The organism is Hydrogenophaga sp. L76, from assembly GCF_057654755.1.
In genome coordinates this window covers 893,793-909,548 of sequence record NZ_CM172807.1, presented here as the reverse complement: position 1 = coordinate 909,548, position 15,756 = coordinate 893,793, and the positions used below count along the sequence as shown (strand labels likewise).

General features: G+C 68.8%; 13 protein-coding genes. 8 read left to right on the top strand and 5 right to left on the bottom strand.

What is annotated here, in order from left to right; all coding sequences use genetic code 11:
- Positions 1 to 13 precede the first annotated feature (13 nt).
- Both AC23D4_RS04275 and AC23D4_RS04270 read right to left on the bottom strand, forming a co-directional pair.
- Complete coding sequence (locus tag AC23D4_RS04275; RefSeq protein WP_472887889.1) at positions 14 to 460, bottom strand: PaaI family thioesterase; 447 nt, start codon at positions 458 to 460, stop codon at positions 14 to 16.
- Positions 461 to 608: 148 nt separating this feature from the next.
- The gene (locus AC23D4_RS04270; RefSeq protein WP_472887890.1) at positions 609 to 2,414 is read right to left on the bottom strand and encodes an acyl-CoA dehydrogenase; all 1,806 of its coding nucleotides are present in this window, start codon (positions 2,412 to 2,414) and stop codon (positions 609 to 611) included.
- 151 nt (positions 2,415 to 2,565) lie between these two features.
- On the opposite strand from AC23D4_RS04270, the gene AC23D4_RS04265 reads away from it, so the two are divergent.
- The 8 genes from AC23D4_RS04265 (at position 2,566) to AC23D4_RS04230 (ending at position 13,042) form a co-directional block, all read left to right on the top strand.
- Positions 2,566 to 4,653, top strand: a complete 2,088-nt coding sequence (locus AC23D4_RS04265; protein ID WP_472887891.1) for a 3-hydroxyacyl-CoA dehydrogenase NAD-binding domain-containing protein — start codon at positions 2,566 to 2,568, stop codon at positions 4,651 to 4,653.
- 28 nt (positions 4,654 to 4,681) lie between these two features.
- Positions 4,682 to 5,860, top strand: coding sequence for an acetyl-CoA C-acyltransferase (locus tag AC23D4_RS04260; RefSeq protein ID WP_472887892.1), 1,179 nt, complete (start codon positions 4,682 to 4,684; stop codon positions 5,858 to 5,860).
- Positions 5,861 to 5,862: 2 nt separating this feature from the next.
- Positions 5,863 to 6,636: an SDR family oxidoreductase gene (locus AC23D4_RS04255; protein ID WP_472887893.1), complete on the top strand. Its 774-nt coding sequence runs from the start codon at positions 5,863 to 5,865 to the stop codon at positions 6,634 to 6,636.
- A 2-nt stretch (positions 6,637 to 6,638) separates the two neighbouring features.
- On the top strand, positions 6,639 to 7,703 hold the full coding sequence (locus AC23D4_RS04250) for a phosphotransferase (RefSeq protein ID WP_472887894.1): 1,065 nt from the start codon (positions 6,639 to 6,641) through the stop codon (positions 7,701 to 7,703).
- A gap of 298 nt (positions 7,704 to 8,001) precedes the next feature.
- The gene (locus tag AC23D4_RS04245; RefSeq protein ID WP_472887895.1) at positions 8,002 to 9,228 is read left to right on the top strand and encodes an acyl-CoA dehydrogenase family protein; all 1,227 of its coding nucleotides are present in this window, start codon (positions 8,002 to 8,004) and stop codon (positions 9,226 to 9,228) included.
- Entirely contained in the window at positions 9,225 to 10,925 is a 1,701-nt protein-coding gene (locus tag AC23D4_RS04240) for a long-chain fatty acid--CoA ligase (RefSeq protein WP_472887896.1), read from the top strand. Before AC23D4_RS04245 ends, AC23D4_RS04240 begins: the two co-directional genes overlap by 4 nt.
- Positions 10,922 to 12,037: a zinc-binding dehydrogenase gene (locus AC23D4_RS04235; protein ID WP_472887897.1), complete on the top strand. Its 1,116-nt coding sequence runs from the start codon at positions 10,922 to 10,924 to the stop codon at positions 12,035 to 12,037. Before AC23D4_RS04240 ends, AC23D4_RS04235 begins: the two co-directional genes overlap by 4 nt.
- A 24-nt stretch (positions 12,038 to 12,061) precedes the next feature.
- Complete coding sequence (locus AC23D4_RS04230) at positions 12,062 to 13,042, top strand: NADPH:quinone oxidoreductase family protein (RefSeq protein ID WP_310567272.1); 981 nt, start codon at positions 12,062 to 12,064, stop codon at positions 13,040 to 13,042.
- A gap of 28 nt (positions 13,043 to 13,070) precedes the next feature.
- On the opposite strand, the gene AC23D4_RS04225 is transcribed toward AC23D4_RS04230, so the two are convergent.
- Genes AC23D4_RS04225 through AC23D4_RS04215 form a run of 3 tightly spaced genes read right to left on the bottom strand, consistent with a single transcriptional unit; the run spans position 13,071 to position 15,754 of the window.
- Entirely contained in the window at positions 13,071 to 13,688 is a 618-nt protein-coding gene (locus AC23D4_RS04225; protein ID WP_472887898.1) for a histidine phosphatase family protein, read from the bottom strand.
- 32 nt (positions 13,689 to 13,720) lie between these two features.
- Positions 13,721 to 14,581 carry an SMP-30/gluconolactonase/LRE family protein gene (locus tag AC23D4_RS04220; RefSeq protein ID WP_472887899.1) on the bottom strand — a complete coding sequence of 287 codons (861 nt, stop codon included), beginning with the start codon at positions 14,579 to 14,581 and terminating at the stop codon, positions 13,721 to 13,723.
- Positions 14,582 to 14,587: 6 nt separating this feature from the next.
- Positions 14,588 to 15,754: an ABC transporter substrate-binding protein gene (locus AC23D4_RS04215; protein WP_310567275.1), complete on the bottom strand. Its 1,167-nt coding sequence runs from the start codon at positions 15,752 to 15,754 to the stop codon at positions 14,588 to 14,590.
- Between the last annotated feature and the right edge of the window lie 2 nt (positions 15,755 to 15,756).

Genomic DNA, 15,756 nt, shown 5'->3' with positions numbered 1-15,756 from the left:
CGTACGGCGGTGCTCAGCCGTCCGTTTCGAGCACCGGGCGCACCCGCGCCACAGCGGAAAAAATGCCCGTGGCCCGCAACACCTCGCGCTCACCCACGCGCAGCACGCAGTCGCCAAACGCCAGCTGCTTGCCCAATCGGCGCGGCGTCACATGCGCTTCCAGCCATTCGCCCACCCGGGCGGCCGCGAGGTAGTCCAGGCTCAGGTTGACCGTCACCATGGTCGGGCTGTGGCGGCGCGCGCGGTGCAGGTTGATGCCCAGCGCACCGTCGGCCAGCGTGGCCAGCATGCCACCGTGGGGTATGCCGAGCCGGTTGCAGTGCTGCGGCAGCAGGCGCAGCCCCAGCACCAGCAGACCGTCGGGCCGCTCGCGCACGTACAGGTCGCCCAGGGTCTGAAAGTACGAGGCACCGCCGTAGACATGGGGCCGGAAGCCTTCGGGCACGCTGATGTCGTTCATGTCAGTTTTCCATGGTGTCGGAGCGCCACCCACGACGCAAAAAACCACGCCACCCAGAGGCACCGCCGGGCCGGCTTTGCCGGCCGGCCAGTGCCGCCCCCCTGGAGGGGGGTGACGCGAAGCGGCGCGGGGGGGTGTTTCACCATTTTCAAAACCATGCGTCCTGCATGGCGCGGTGGCTGTCGTCCAGCGTGCGCAGCAGCGCCAGCTGGGGCGCGACCTTGGGCAGTTCCCAGCGGAAGAACCACTGTGCGGCCTGAAGCTTGCCGCGGTAGAAGGACTCGTCAGCGTCGGTGTCGGTGCCACGCGACAGCGCCTGCTGCGCCACGGTGGCCTGGCGCAGCCAGGTCCAGGCCAGCAGCGTGTGGCCGAAGGCTTCGAGAAACAGGTGGGCATTGGCCAGCACGGCCTCGCCGTCGGTCTGCAGCGGCACGCGCAGGGCCTGTACCGAGTCGCTCACGTCCTGCCAGGCCGTCTGCAGCGCTTGGGCCAGCGGCACCAGCGGCGGCTGCTCCAGGGCCTCGGCGATGTTGGCAGTCACCACGCGGTGCATCGCCGCCAGCGCGGCGCCGTCTTTCATCACCACCTTGCGGCCCAGCAAGTCCAGCGCCTGGATGCCGTGCGTGCCTTCGTGGATCATGTTCAGCCGGTTGTCGCGCCAGTACTGCTCCACCGGGAATTCGCGCGTGTACCCGTAGCCGCCCAGAATCTGGATTGCCAGCGAGTTCGCTTCCAGGCACCACTGCGAGGGCCAGGACTTGACCACCGGCGTCAGCAGCTCCAGCAGCAGCGCCACTTCCTGCAGGCGCTGCGGATCGGATTCGGTGCGCTGTTCGTCCACCAGCCGGGCCGCGTACAGCGCCAGGCCGTAGGCGCCTTCGACATAACTTTTCTGCGCCAGCAGCATGCGCCGCACATCGGCGTGCGCCACCAGCGGCAGCGGCGGCGACAGCGGGTCCTTGTTCGACGGCGCCCGGCCCTGCACCCGCTCGCGCGCATAGCGCAGCGAGGCCAGGTAACCGCGGTAGCCCAGCATGATGGCGCCCATGCCGACGCCGATGCGGGCCTCGTTCATCATGTGGAACATGCAGGCCAGGCCTTCGTGGGGCCGGCCCACCAGCTCGCCCACGCAGGCGTCCTGTTCGCCGAAGGACAGCATGGTCGAGGTGGTGCCGCGCCAGCCGCATTTGTGGATCAGCCCGGCCAGCGCCACGTCGTTGCGTGCGCCCACGCGGCCTTGCTCGTCGGTGTGGAACTTGGGCACGGTGAACAGCGAGATGCCCTTGACGCCCGGTGGCGCGTCGGGCAGCCGGGCCAGCACCAGGTGCACGATGTTCTCGCTCAGCTCGTGGTCGCCACCGGAGATGAAGATCTTCTGGCCCTTGATGAGGTAGCTGCCATCGCTGCGCGGGGTGGCGCTGGTGCGCAGGTCGCTCAGGCTGGAGCCGGCCTGCGGCTCGGTCAGCGCCATGGTGCCAAAGAAGCGGCCGCTGCGCAGCGCCTGCAGGTAGCGCGCCCGCTGCACCGGGCTCCCGAATTTCTCGATCACGTTGGCGTTGGACGCCGTGAGACCCACATACGAGGTGGTGGCCACGTTGGCGCTGCGGAACACCGACAGGCAGGCCTGCGTCACCAGCACCGGCAGTTGCATGCCCCCGGCCGCCTCGTCGGCGCTGGCCGAAAGGAACCCCGCCTCGCAGTACGCGCGCACCGCGGCCTGCACGCCCTCGGGCAACACCACCTTGCCGTCCACCACCTGCGGTTCCTGCTCGTCACCCAGGCGGGCGTGGGGCGCGAACAGGTCGGCGGCGATGAGCGTGGCGGTGTCCAGCACGGCGTCGAAGGTCTCGCGGCTGTGTTCGGCGTAGCGTGGGCGTTGCAGCAGGCCTTGGGCATCCAGCACCTCGTAAAGCTGGAATTGGATGTCGCGTCGGGGAATCAGATCGTCGTGCATGGGATTGTTCAGGCCATCGTTTGTCGCTATTATCCGCTTCGTTTTGAAACTGTGTTCTGCACTGCAGATCATGGTAATCCCTAGGTCCGGGGCAATCCAGCCCCGGCGCCTTGCGCACTTTTTCTTTTTCTTTCCCACAACGGAGACATCCATGAACCCGGTGGACTACACCCAGCAAGGCACGGTGGCCGTGCTCACCCTGCAGAACCCGCCCGTCAACGGCCTGGGCCACGCGCTGCGCAGCGGCATCGTGGCCGGGCTCGACCGCGCCCTGGCCGACCCGGCCGTCACCGCCATCGTGCTGACTGGCGGCGAAAAGCTGTTTTCCGGCGGCGCCGACGTGCGCGAGTTCGGCACGGCCAAGTCGTCCATGTCGCCCCACCTGCCGGACGTGATCCGTGCGCTGGAAAACGCCGGCAAGCCGGTGGTGGCCGCCATCGCCGGCCACGCCCTGGGCGGCGGGCTGGAACTGGCGCTGGGCTGCCACTTCCGCGTGGCGCTCAAAAACGCCACCCTGGGCCTGCCCGAGGTCAAGCTGGGCCTCCTGCCCGGCGCCGGCGGCACACAGCGCCTGCCGCGCGCCGTCGGCCTGGAGGCCGCGTTGAACATGATCGTCTCGGGTGCACCGCAGAAGGCCGCCAGCTTCGAAGGCACAGCCCTGCTGGACCAGGTGGTGGATGCCGATGTGGTCGCCGCCGCCGTGGCATTCGCCCGGCAGGCCGTGACAGACGGCAAGCCGCTGCGCCGCCTGCGCGACCTGAAGTTGCCGACCGCCGGCACCGACGCTTTCCTGCAGTTCGCGCGCAACAGCGTGAAGGCCGCCGCCAAGGGTCTGCCCGCGCCGCTGGCCTGTGTGGAAGCCGTGGCGGACAGCGTGACCCAACCTTTTGACGAAGGTCTCAGGCGCGAGCGCGCCGCCTTCTTCGCGCTGATGAACACGCCCGAATCGCGCGCCGCGCGCCATGTGTTCGCCGCCGAACGCGCTGCCGGCAAGCTGCCCGACATCCCGGCCGACACGCCACTGCGCCCCATCGCCCGGGTGGGCGTCATCGGCGCAGGCACCATGGGGGGCGGCATCACCATGAACTTCCTCAACGCCGGCCTGCCGGTGGTGCTGCTGGAAACCAGCCAGGAAGCGCTGGACCGGGGCCTGGCCACCATCCGCCGCAACTACGACAACAGCGCCAAGCGCGGCAAGCTCACCGCCGAACAGGTGGAGCAGCGCATGGGCCTGATCACACCGACGCTGGACTACGCCGGGTTCAGCGACGTGGACCTCGTGATCGAGGCGGTGTTCGAGCAGATGGACGTGAAAGAGAAGGTCTTCCGCCAGCTCGATGCGGTGTGCAAGCCCGGTGCGATCCTGGCTTCCAACACCTCCTACCTGGACATCAACAGAATAGCCAGATTCACCAGCCGCCCGCAGGACGTGCTGGGCCTGCACTTCTTCAGCCCGGCCAACGTGATGAAGCTGCTGGAGATCGTGCGCGGTGAAAAAACCGCCAAGGACGTGATGGCCACCGCGCTGGCCCTGGGCAAGCAGATCCGCAAGGTCTCGGTGGTCTCGGGCGTGTGCGACGGTTTCATCGGCAACCGCATGGTGGCGCGCTACGGCGCCGCAGCCAACGCGCTGATCGTGGCCGGCGCCTCGCCACAGCAGATCGACAAGGCTTTGGAGCGCTTTGGCTTCGCCATGGGGCCGTTCCGCATGGGCGACCTGGCGGGCCTGGACATTGGCTGGGCCACGCGCAAGCGCAAGGCGGCCGAAGCCGGCGTGCCGCACGAGCCCACCGTGGCCGACAAGCTGTGCGAACTCGGCCGCTTCGGCCAGAAGACCGGCGCCGGCTGGTACCGCTACGCGCCCGGTGTGCGCGACGCCCTGCCCGATCCGCTGGTCGAGGAACTGGTGGCCGAGTACCGCAAGACCAAGGGCGTGACCGCCCGCAAGGTCAGCGACGAGGAGATCGTTCAGCGCTGTGTGTTCGCCATGGTCAACGAGGCGGCGCGCATCCTGGACGAAGGCATCGCGGTGCGCGCCTCCGACGTGGACCTGGTTTACCTCAACGGCTACGGCTTCCCGGCGCACCGTGGTGGCCCCATGTGCTACGCCAACGAGGTGGGCCTGTTCAACGTGGAGCGCGCGCTGAATGGCTTTGCCGCCGAGCCCGGCGCCTTCGACTGGTGGCAACCTGCCCCGCTGCTGCGCCGGCTGGCCGAAGAAGGCCGAGCCTTCGCCTGATGAACCGAACCCCACAAGGAAGACCCACATGATCGACGCCGTGATCGTTTCCACCGCGCGCACCGGACTGGCCAAGAGCTGGAAGGGCGCTTTCAACATGACCTATGGCGCCACGCTGGGCGGCCACGCCGTGCAGCACGCGGTGCAGCGCGCGGGCATCGACCCGGGCGAAATCGAAGACTGCATCATGGGCGGCACCTTCGGTGAAGGCACCACCGGCGGCAACATCGCGCGTGCCGTTGCGCTGCGCGCCGGCCTGCCCGTCACCGTCGGCGGCATGACGGTCAACCGCTTCTGCTCGTCGGGCCTGCAGACCATCGCCATGGCCGCGCAGCGCGTGATGGTCGAAGGCTGCCCGGCCATCGTGGCCGGTGGCGTGGAGAGCATCAGCTGCGTGCAGAACGAGTCCAACGCCCACATGCGACGCGACCCCTGGCTGGTCGAACACAAGCCCGAGCTGTACTGGAGCATGCTGCAGACGGCCGAGACCGTGTCCCAGCGCTACGGCATCAGCAAGCTCGCGCAAGACGAATACGGTGTGCGCAGCCAGCAGCGCGCCGCCGCCGCGCAGGCGGCCGGCAAATTCAAGGACGAGATCGTGCCCATGACCACCGTCATGGGCGTGGTGGACAAGGCCAGTGGCCGCATCTCCACCAAAGAGGTGACCATCGACAGCGACGAAGGCATCCGCGCCGACACCACGCTGGAGGCGGTGCAGAAGATCCGCGCCGCCCTGCCCGGTGGTGTGGTCACGGCCGGCAACGCCAGCCAGTTCTCGGACGGGGCCTCGGCCTGCGTGGTCATGAACGGCAAGCGCGCGGAACAACTGGGCCTGCAGCCGCTGGGCATCTTCCGCGGCTTCGCGGTGGCCGGCTGCGAGCCCGACGAAATGGGCATTGGCCCGGTGTTCGCGGTGCCGCGCCTGCTGCAGCGCGCCGGCCTGAAGGTCGAGGACATTGGCCTATGGGAACTCAACGAGGCCTTTGCCTGCCAGGTGCTCTACAGCCGCGACAAGCTGGGCATTCCCGACGAACTGCTCAACGTCAACGGCGGCGCCATCGCGGTCGGCCACCCTTATGGCGTGAGCGGCGCGCGGCTGACCGGCCACGCGCTGATCGAAGGCAAGCGCCGCGGCGCGAAGTACGTGGTGGTGACCATGTGCATCGGCGGCGGTCAGGGTGCGGCCGGCCTGTTCGAGGTGTGCTGACCATGGGCGTCGAACAACTCTTCCGACTCGACGGCCAGGTCGCCCTGGTCACCGGTGGTTCGCGCGGCCTGGGCCTGCAGATGGCCCAGGCCCTGGGCGAGATGGGCTGCAAGGTCGCCATCAGCGCGCGCAAGGCCGACGAACTGGCCGAAGCGAAGGCGCATCTGGAGACGTTGGGCATCACGGTGCAGACCATGGTGAGCGACCTGCAGAAAACCGAGCGCATCCCGGCGCTGGTGGACGAGGTGATCCACGGCCTGGGGCCGATCGACATCCTGGTCAACAACGCCGGCGCCACCTGGGGCGCCCCGGCCGAAGACTACCCCGACGAGGCCTGGCACAAGGTGATGAACCTGAACATCAACGCGCCGTTTTTCCTCTCGCGCGAGGTGGGGCGGCGCTGCATGATCCCGCGACAAAGGGGCAAGATCATCACCATCGCCTCGGTCGCCGGCCTCAAGGGCATGGGGCCGGGCGTGCACACCGTGGCCTACAACACCTCCAAGGCGGCCGCCATCAACTTCACCCGCGCGCTGGCCAGCGAATGGGGCCGCTACAACATCAACGTCAACGCGATCTGCCCCGGCTTCTTCCCCACCAAGATGTCCGAAGGTCTGCTCGACACGATCGGCGAGGCCATGACCGCGCGCACGCCGCTCAGGCGCCTGGGCGGCGACGAGGACCTGATGGGCTCCGTCGTGTTCCTGGCCAGCGAGGCTTCGCGCCACATCACTGGCCAGTTCATCGCGGTGGACGGCGGCGCCTCGGCCATCTGACGATGAACGCACCCCAGACCCTCTTCACCGGCACCCAGCCGGTGAGCCCGGCCCATGCCTTCGACGAGGCGGCGCTGGCGCGCTGGATGCAGGCCCACGTGCCGGGCTTCAGCGGCCCGATGGCGGTGGCGCAGTTCAAGGGCGGGCAGTCCAACCCCACCTTCCTGCTCATGGCCGGCGGGCAGCGCTATGTGCTGCGCCGCAAGCCCATGGGCGAGCTGCTGCCCTCGGCCCACGCGGTGGACCGCGAGTTCCGCGTCATCCGGGCGCTGGCCGGCACCGACGTGCCCGTGGCGCGCGCCCACGCGCTGTGCGAAGACGACGCGGTCATCGGTTCGGCCTTCTACGTGATGGACCATGTGGAGGGCCGCATCTTCTGGGACCCGACCCTGCCGGGCATGACGCCGGCCGAGCGCGGCGCCATCTTCGACGAGCTCAACCGCGTGCTGGCCGCCCTGCACAAGGTGCAACCGGCCAGCGTCGGCCTGGCCGACTATGGCCGCCCCGGTGCCTACCTGGAGCGCCAGGTGGCGCGCTGGACGCGGCAGTACAAGGCCGCCGAGACAGAACCCATCGAAGCCGCCGACCGCCTGATCGAATGGCTGCCCCGGCACATGCCACCCGAGGGCGAAAGCCGCATCGTGCACGGCGACTACAGGATCGACAACGTGATCTTCCACCCCACCGAGCCGCGCATCCTGGCCGTGCTCGACTGGGAACTCTCCACCCTGGGCGATCCCCTGGTGGACTTTGCCTACCACTGCATGAGCTGGCGCATGCCACCGACCTCTCGCGGGTTGGCGGGCGTGAACATCGCGGCCCTGGGCATCCCGAGCGAGGCGCACTACCTGGCCAGCTACCTGATGCGCACCGGCCGCAGCGCCGCGGTCCCCGCGCGCGACTGGAACTACTACCTGGTGTTCAACATGTTCCGCCTGGTCGGCATCCTGCAGGGCATTGCCAAGCGCGCCCAGTTGGGCAACGCGTCCAACGCCAGCGCGGAGGAAACCGGCAAGCGCGCCCGTCCCCTGGCCGAACAGGCCTGGGCGCTGGCCCAGACCCTCTAGGGCCTGTTCACACTATTTTTCCAAGATGCGTTGCGGATCAAAAAGGCCATGCGCAAGGCGCGAAACGCAGCCGGGGTCGCCCCCGGCAAGGCTTCGCAACGCCGCGCATGGCCTTTTTGGCCGCAACCCGAAGGGAATGGGTTGAAAACAGCGCCACTCGTTGTTGCACTCCTAGGCCAGACACCCAGTCTGGCCGTCGTCTCGCGCCTAGATTGGCGCTGTTTTCAACCCATTCGCACTTGGAAAAATAGTGTGAGCAGGCCCTAGTCTCAAACCACCTTTCCCGAACGGAGCCCCCATGGATTTCGACCATTCCCCCAAGGTCCAGGACCTGCAAGCCCGCGTGCGCGCCTTCCTGGACGAACACATCATCCCGGCCGAACCGGTGTTCGAGGCCGAAATGAAAGCCTTCCGCGCCGCCGGCAACCCCTGGCAGGAGCCGCCGGTGATGGAGGAACTCAAACACAAGGCCAAGGCCGCCGAGCTGTGGAACCTGTTCCTGCCGGAGTCGCCGCTGGGCGCGGGCCTGAGCAACCTGGAGTACGCGCCGCTGGCCGAGATCATGGGCCGCTCGCCCATCGGCTCCGAACCCTTCAACTGCTCGGCGCCCGACACCGGCAACATGGAGACCATCGTGCGCTACGGCACCCCGGCGCAACAGGAACGCTGGCTGCAGCCACTGCTGGACGGCCATATCCGCTCGGCCTTTGCCATGACCGAACCGGCCGTGGCCTCCAGCGACGCCACCAACATCGAAGCGCGCATTCAGCGCGATGGCGACCACTACGTCATCAACGGCCGCAAGTGGTGGACCTCGGGCGCCAACGACCCGCGCTGCCAGGTGCTGATCTTCATGGGCAAGACCAACCCCGACGCGCCCAAGCACTCGCAGCAGTCGATGATCCTGGTGCCCATGGACGCCCCGGGCGTGCAGGTGCTGCGGTCGCTGCCCGTGTTCGGCTACGACGACGCGCCCCACGGCCACGCCGAGGTGCAATTCACCGACGTGCGCGTCCCGGTGGAGAACATCCTGCTGGGCGAGGGCCGCGGCTTCGAGATCGCCCAGGGCCGTCTGGGCCCGGGCCGCATCCACCACTGCATGCGGGTGATCGGCCGCGCCGAGCGCGCGCTGGAAGACATGTGCCGCCGCGCCACCCAGCGCACGGCTTTCGGCCGCACGCTGGCCGAACAGGGCGTGACGCGCGAACGCATCGCGCAGTCGCGCATCCTGATCGACCAGGCGCGTTTTCTGGTGCTGCACGCCGCCTGGAAGATGGACAAGGTCGGCAACAAGGCGGCCAAACAGGAGATCGCCATGATCAAGGTGGCCGCGCCGTCGATGGCCTTGCAGGTGATCGACTGGGCCATGCAGGTGCACGGCGGCGCCGGCGTGAGCGACGACTTCGGTCTGGCGCGCTCCTATGCGTCCACGCGCACGCTGCGTTTCGCCGACGGCCCGGACGAGGTGCACCGCAACGCCATCGCGAAGGAAGAGATCGGCCGTTTCCTGGCCCGCCAGACATGAATACCCTGCACCACGACCACTGGCCGCCCGGACTGCCCCGGCAGCTGACGCTGCCCGAGACCAGCCTGTGGTTCAACGCCGAGGTCTCGGCCCGGCGCTACCCCGACAAACCCTTTATCGTCTACTACGACTCGCCACTGGGCTTTGGCCGCTTCCGCGACGATGCCGAGCGCCTGGCGGGTCACCTGCAGCAGGTCTGCGGCGTGCAGGCCGGCGACCGCGTGCTGCTCTACCTGCAGAACAGCCCGCAGTGGGTGATCGGCTACTACGCCATCCTGCGCGCCAACGCGGTGGTGGTTCCGGTCAACCCGATGAACATGAGCGAGGAGCTGGCGCATTACGTGGCCGACAGCGGCGCGCGCGTGGCCATCACCGCCCAGGACCTGCTGGCGCAGCTGACGCCCCATCACAGCGCCCATGGCGCCGCGGGGGCCGATGCGCTGGACCATGTGGTGGTCGCCACCTACAGCGACTACCTGCACACCGCCACCGACCTGCGCCTGCCCGACTTCGTGACCGCGCCGCGCCAGCGCGTGGACGGTGCCGGCCTGCACGCCTGGGCCGACGCACTGGCCGCGAACCACGCGCCCGGCCCGCACACCGCCGGCCCCGACGACCTGTGCGTGATGCCCTACACCTCGGGCACCACCGGCCACCCCAAGGGCTGCATGCACACACACCGCAGCGCGCAATGCACCGCCATCGGCGGCATGCAGTGGTTCGCACGCAACCAGGACTCGGTCGCGCTGTCGGTGCTGCCCTTCTTCCACGTCACCGGCATGGCCGGCGGCATGAACGGCCCGCTGTTCCTGGGCGGGACCATCGTGGTCATGTCGCGCTGGGACCGCGAGGTGGCGGCCGAGCTGATGCAGCGCCACGGCATCACCGGCTGGCAGGCCATCAGCACCATGGTGGTGGATTTCCTGGCCAACCCGCGCATCGGCGAATACGACCTCTCGCGCCTGGTCGGCATCCGCGGCGGCGGCGCCGCCATGCCCGCCGCGGTGGCCCAGAAACTCAAGGACCTGCTGGGGCTGGACTATGTCGAGGGCTACGGCATGTCCGAGACCATGGCGGCCACCCACATCAACCCGCCGCAGCGCCCCAAGGCCCAGTGCCTGGGCATCCCGGTGTTCGACGTCGATGCCCGCATCATCGACCCCGCGACGCTGCAGGAGCTGCCCCCGGGCGAAACCGGCGAGATCGTGGTGCACGCGCCGCAGGTCATGCAGGGCTACTGGCGCAACGAGGCGGCCACGGCCGAGGCGTTCCTCACCATCGACGGCCGGCGCTTCCTGCGCACCGGCGACCTCGCCCGCATCGACGAAGACGGTTACTTCTTCATGATGGACCGCCTCAAACGCATGATCAACGCCAGCGGCTACAAGGTCTGGCCGGCCGAGGTGGAGGCGATGATGTACCACCACCCCGCCATCCTGGAGGTCTGCGTGATCGGCGCGCAGGACCCCAGACGCGGCGAGACCGTCAAGGCCGTGGTGGTGCTGAAACCGGAACACCGGGGACAGGTCGGCGAGGCCGACATCGTGCAATGGGCGCACGATCACATGGCCGCCTACAAGAGCCCGCGCATCGTCGAATTCACCGAGGCCCTGCCCAAGTCGGGCACCGGCAAGATCATGTGGCGCCAGTTGCAGGAGCGCCAAAACCAGCAGGACACATCAGGAGCCACACCATGAGCACCCGTCAGAAAGCCCGCGCCGTCATCGCCCGCGCACACGGCGCCCCCGTCACCGTCGAAGACATCTGGGTCGACCCGCCCCGGGCCGGCGAGGTCATGGTGAAGATCTCGGCCTGCGGCGTCTGCCACAGCGACCTGTCAGCCGCCAAAGGCGTGATCCCGCTGCCACCACCGGTGGTGCTGGGCCACGAAGGCGCGGGCACCGTGGTGGCGGTGGGCGACGGCGTCAAGGGTCTGGCGGTGGGCGACCGTGTGGTCTCGTCTTTCGTCAGCATGTGCGGCCACTGCCGCTACTGCACCACCGGCCGCCCCCAGCTGTGCGACCAGGCGGGCAAGGCCGCCTTCACCCTGCCCGACGGCAGCACGCGCCTGACCGACATGGCCGGCCAGCCGCTGAACATCTTCTCGGGCTGCGGCGTGATGGCCGACTACGCCACGCTGCACCAGGACAACGTGGTGAAGATCGGGCAGGACGTCTCCATGGAGTGCTGCGCGCTGGTCAGCTGCGGCGTCATGACCGGCGTGGGCGCGGTGGTCAACACCGCGCGCCTGACGGCGGGCTCGATCGCCGTGGTCTTCGGCGCGGGCGGCGTGGGCCTGAACGCCATCCAGGGCTGCCGCATCGCGGGCGCGGCCATGATCGTCGCGGTGGACCGCGCCGACAGCAAGCTCGAACTGGCCCGCCTGTTCGGCGCCACCCACACCGTCAACGCCAGCGGCGACGAGAACATCGTCAAGACACTGAAGAAGCTCACCGGCGGCGGCGCCGACTACGCGTTTGAATGCGTGGGCTACGGCGAGGTGGTGGCCCAGGCCTATGGCTGCCTGCGCAAGGGCGGCACCGCGGTGGCCGTGGGTGTGGCCGGCGTCAAGGACACGACCTCGATCAGGACGCTCACGTTGTCAATGGAGGAAAAGACGCTGACCGGCAGCTACTACGGCTCGGCCCGTCCGCGCGAAGACTTCCCGCGCCTGATCTCGCTCTACCAGGGCGGGCGCCTCAAGCTCGACGAGCTCATCACCCACCGCTATCGCATCGACGAAGCGCCGCAGGCCTTTGAAGATCTGGCCCAAGGCCGCAACGCCCGCGGCATGATCGTTTTCGACTGACCCGGACAACCCCAGGAGACCCCCATGAAAGCCCTGCGCTGCAACGCCTTCGGCCCCATCAACACCCTCGTGGTCGAAGACATTCCGAGCCCCTCGCCCGCTGCGGGCCAGGTGCTGGTGGACGTGCACGCCGCGTCCATCAACTTCCCCGACGCGCTGATGGTCCAGGGCCTCTACCAGGTCAAGCCGCCCCTGCCCTTCACGCCCGGCGCCGAGCTGGCCGGTGTGGTCAGCGCGGTGGGCGACGGGGTGAGCCACGTGAAGGTCGGCGACCGTGTGGTCTGCTCCACGGGCACCGGCGCCTTCGCCGAACAGGCGGTGGCCGATGCCGCCAAGGTGATCCCTCTGCCCGAGGGCATGGACTACGCGGCCGGCGCCTCCTTCGTGCTGGTCTATGGCACTTCGCTGCACGCGCTGCAGACCATCGGCAAGCTGCAGGCGGGCGAGACCCTGCTGGTGCTCGGCGCAGCCGGCGGCGTGGGCATCGCGGCCATCGAGATCGCCAAGGCCCTGGGCGCGCGCGTGATCGCCGCCGCGTCCAGCGATGAAAAACGCGCCCTGGCGAAACAGGCCGGCGCCGACGAGACGGTGGACTACACCCAGCCCGAGTGGCGACGCGAGGTCGAGCGCCTGACCAACGGCCAAGGGGCCAACGTGGTGTACGACGCCGTCGGCGGCCCCTATGCCGAACCGGCCCTGCGCGCCACCGCCTGGCGCGGGCGCTACCTGGTGGTGGGCTTCGCGGCGGGCGACATCCCCAAGCTGCCGCTGAACCTGACCCTGCTCAAGGAGCGCGCCATCCTCGGCGTGTTCTGGGGCGCGGCCATGGCCAAAGATCCGAAGCAGCTGCTGGCCGATCTGAAGCAACTGGCCGGCTGGTTCCAGGCGGGCAAGCTCAAGCCGCCGGTGACCGAACGCGTGACGCTGTCGCAGGCGGCCGACGCCATCGAGCGCCTGGCCAGCCGCAGGGCGATGGGCAAGCTGGTGGTGCTGCCGCGCGGCTGAGAAGCGTCAAGCGCGGGATCAGCGCGCTTCAGCCGCCCGAGAGGCTGCCCGCGCCCTCCTGCAGCCCGGCGGCCAGGTGCCGGGTGCAGTTGAACAGGCGCACGGTGTGCGGTGTCGTGGCGTCCACCTGCGTGACCGCGGTGTTGCCCAGCCGCTCCCCGCGTTGGCCGGTGCCCGGCGCCAGCGGCAGGCCGGCCAGCCACTGGCCGATGGTCAGGCCGTGCGACACCACCACCAGCGCGCCACCCAGGTGCGCCTGCAGGGACAGCAAGGCCGCCCAGGCCTGGCGGCAACGCGCCGCGAAATCCGCTGCGGACTCGCCACCGGGCGGTGCGGCTTCCGTGTGCAGCGCATCGGCGGGCAGGCTGTCGTAAGGCAACCCGCGCCAGTCGCCAAAGTCGCGCTCGCGGAACGCGGGCGACAGCGCCACCTTCAGGTTATGGCAGCGGCCCGCGATCGCTTCGGCGGTCTGCCGCGCGCGCGCCAGGTCGCTGCTGACGATGCCGGCCACACCGTCGCCGGCGAGCCGCCGCGCCACGGCACCCGCCTGCTGCAGGCCCAGCGCCGACAGCGGCGTGTCGGGTGGCTGCAGCACACGCGCCGCATTCAGCGCCGTTTCGCCATGACGCACCAGGATGATCTGCATCGGCGCATTCTGGTCCATGCCTTGCCCCCGGATCAAGGCCGACCGGCGTGGGGCACGGCGACCTGCGTGAACTCGATGCGGCCCTCGCGCCGCGCGCCCGCTTCCGGGCCGAAGGCCGGCGCGGTACAGATGAACAGGGTGCGGCCATCGGCCCCTCCGAGCATGCAGGCGAAGCTGCCGCGCTCCCCGGTGGGGATCGTTTGCACCACACCGCGCTGTTCCATCACGCGCAGCACCCGGTGGCCGCGCGCATCGGCCACCCAGATGGCACCTTCGGCGTCCAGGCACAGGCCATCGGGGAAGGCGCCGGTCAGATCGGCCCAGACACGCCGGCCCGAAAGCCCGCCCTGGTCGTCCACATCGAACGCGGTCAGCCGCTGCGCGTGCGTTTCGGCCACCACCAGCGTGCGGCCGTCCGGCGTCAGCGCCATGCCGTTGGGAAACGTCACCTCGGTGGCGGCGACGTGCAGGCTGCCGTCGGGATCGACCCGCATCAGCTGCGTGCTGCGCACCGGCGCTTTCGCGTAGAGATCAAATCCGAAGTTGCCGACATAGGCGCGCCCCGCGGCATCGACCAGCAGGTCGTTGCAGTGCCCACCCACCTGCGGCGACAGGTCGGCCACACACTGCAAGCCGCCGTCGCGCAGGGCCAGCAGGCGCCGGTCGTGCATGGACACCACCAGCAGGCTGCCATCCGGGCGCCAGCCCAGGCCGCTGGGACTGTGCGGCACGGTGCATTCGACGCGCACGTCGCCGGCCATGTCGACCGACATCACCTGCGCCTGGAAGAAATCAGAAAACCACAGCCGACCCTGGTGCCAGCGCGGCGCCTCGGCAAACCCCAGTCCGCCGACCAGGGTGGTCAGTGTCGCGGACGGGGTGAGCCAAGGCATCGCCGTTCACTGGAAGCTGGCGATGGCCATTTCCTTGATCTTGCCGTTCTCCACCACCGCCACACGGGTCTTGGCGGTCGATCCGCCCTTGGCGTCCACTCCGTCGAGGTTGTGCGGGTTCTGGCTCAGCTTGAGGGCCTTGAAGCCCTTGTCCAGGTTGGCGCGGATCGCGGCCGCGTCGCTGGTGGTGCCGGCCAGCTTCATGGCCTGCGCGGTGGCCAGCATGGCGGTGTAGTTCAGCGACATTTCCGAGGCAGGGTCGCGGCCGGGATAGGCCTTGAGCCAGCTGCCCACGAAGGCCTTGGCGCCCGGGGTGGCGTCATCGATCAGCGGCAGCACGCCAATGGCGCCTTCGAGCATGGCGTAGTTGCCGCCCAGGATGGGTTTCATCTGGTCCATCTTGGCCTGGTCGATGATGACAAAGCCGCCCTTGAAGCCCAGTTCGCGCGCCTGCTTGACCACCAGTGCGGTCGGCTCCGAAGCGCCGCCGATGAACAGCACGTCGGGCTTGGACGCCAGCACCTTGCTCACACCGCTGTAGAAGTCGGTGGCGCGGTTGTAGCTCATGGGGTTCTCGGCCACCACCTGGCCGCCGGCGGCCGTCCAGGCCGGCACAAAGGCCTTGGTCCAGGCCTTGGCGTAGTCGTGGTCGGCGTTGGCCACGGCCATTCTCTTGCCGAACTTGGTCTGTGCGTGTTTGACGAAGGCCGGGATGTAGGAGGTGAATTCCGGCGGGATACGCAGCGTCAGCGGGTTGCCGCGGGCGGTGATCTCCGGCACGCTGGTGTAGGACAGCAGCAGGGTCTTGGTGGCGACGTTCTTGGTCTGGATGGCAAAGCTGCCACCCGAATGCGGTGTCATCACGGCCGGGGTCTTGTGCTCCTGCACCAGGCGCTGGAAGTTGATGCCGGTCTCGGCCGGGTTGTACTTGTCGTCCAGCGCGACCACCTCGAACTTCACCTTCTTGCCCGCGACCTCGAAGCCCGAGGCATTGAGCTCGTCGATGGCGAACTTCATGCCGTCGAGCGTGTTCTTGCCGTACTGCGCGGCGCCGCCGCTGAGCGGGCCGGAGTAGCCGATCTTGACGATCTCCTGCGCGTGGGCCGGTGCCGAAGCGAGGAAGCCTGCCACGGCGATGGCGCCGGCGATCTGGGTGAATTGCCTTCTGATCATGA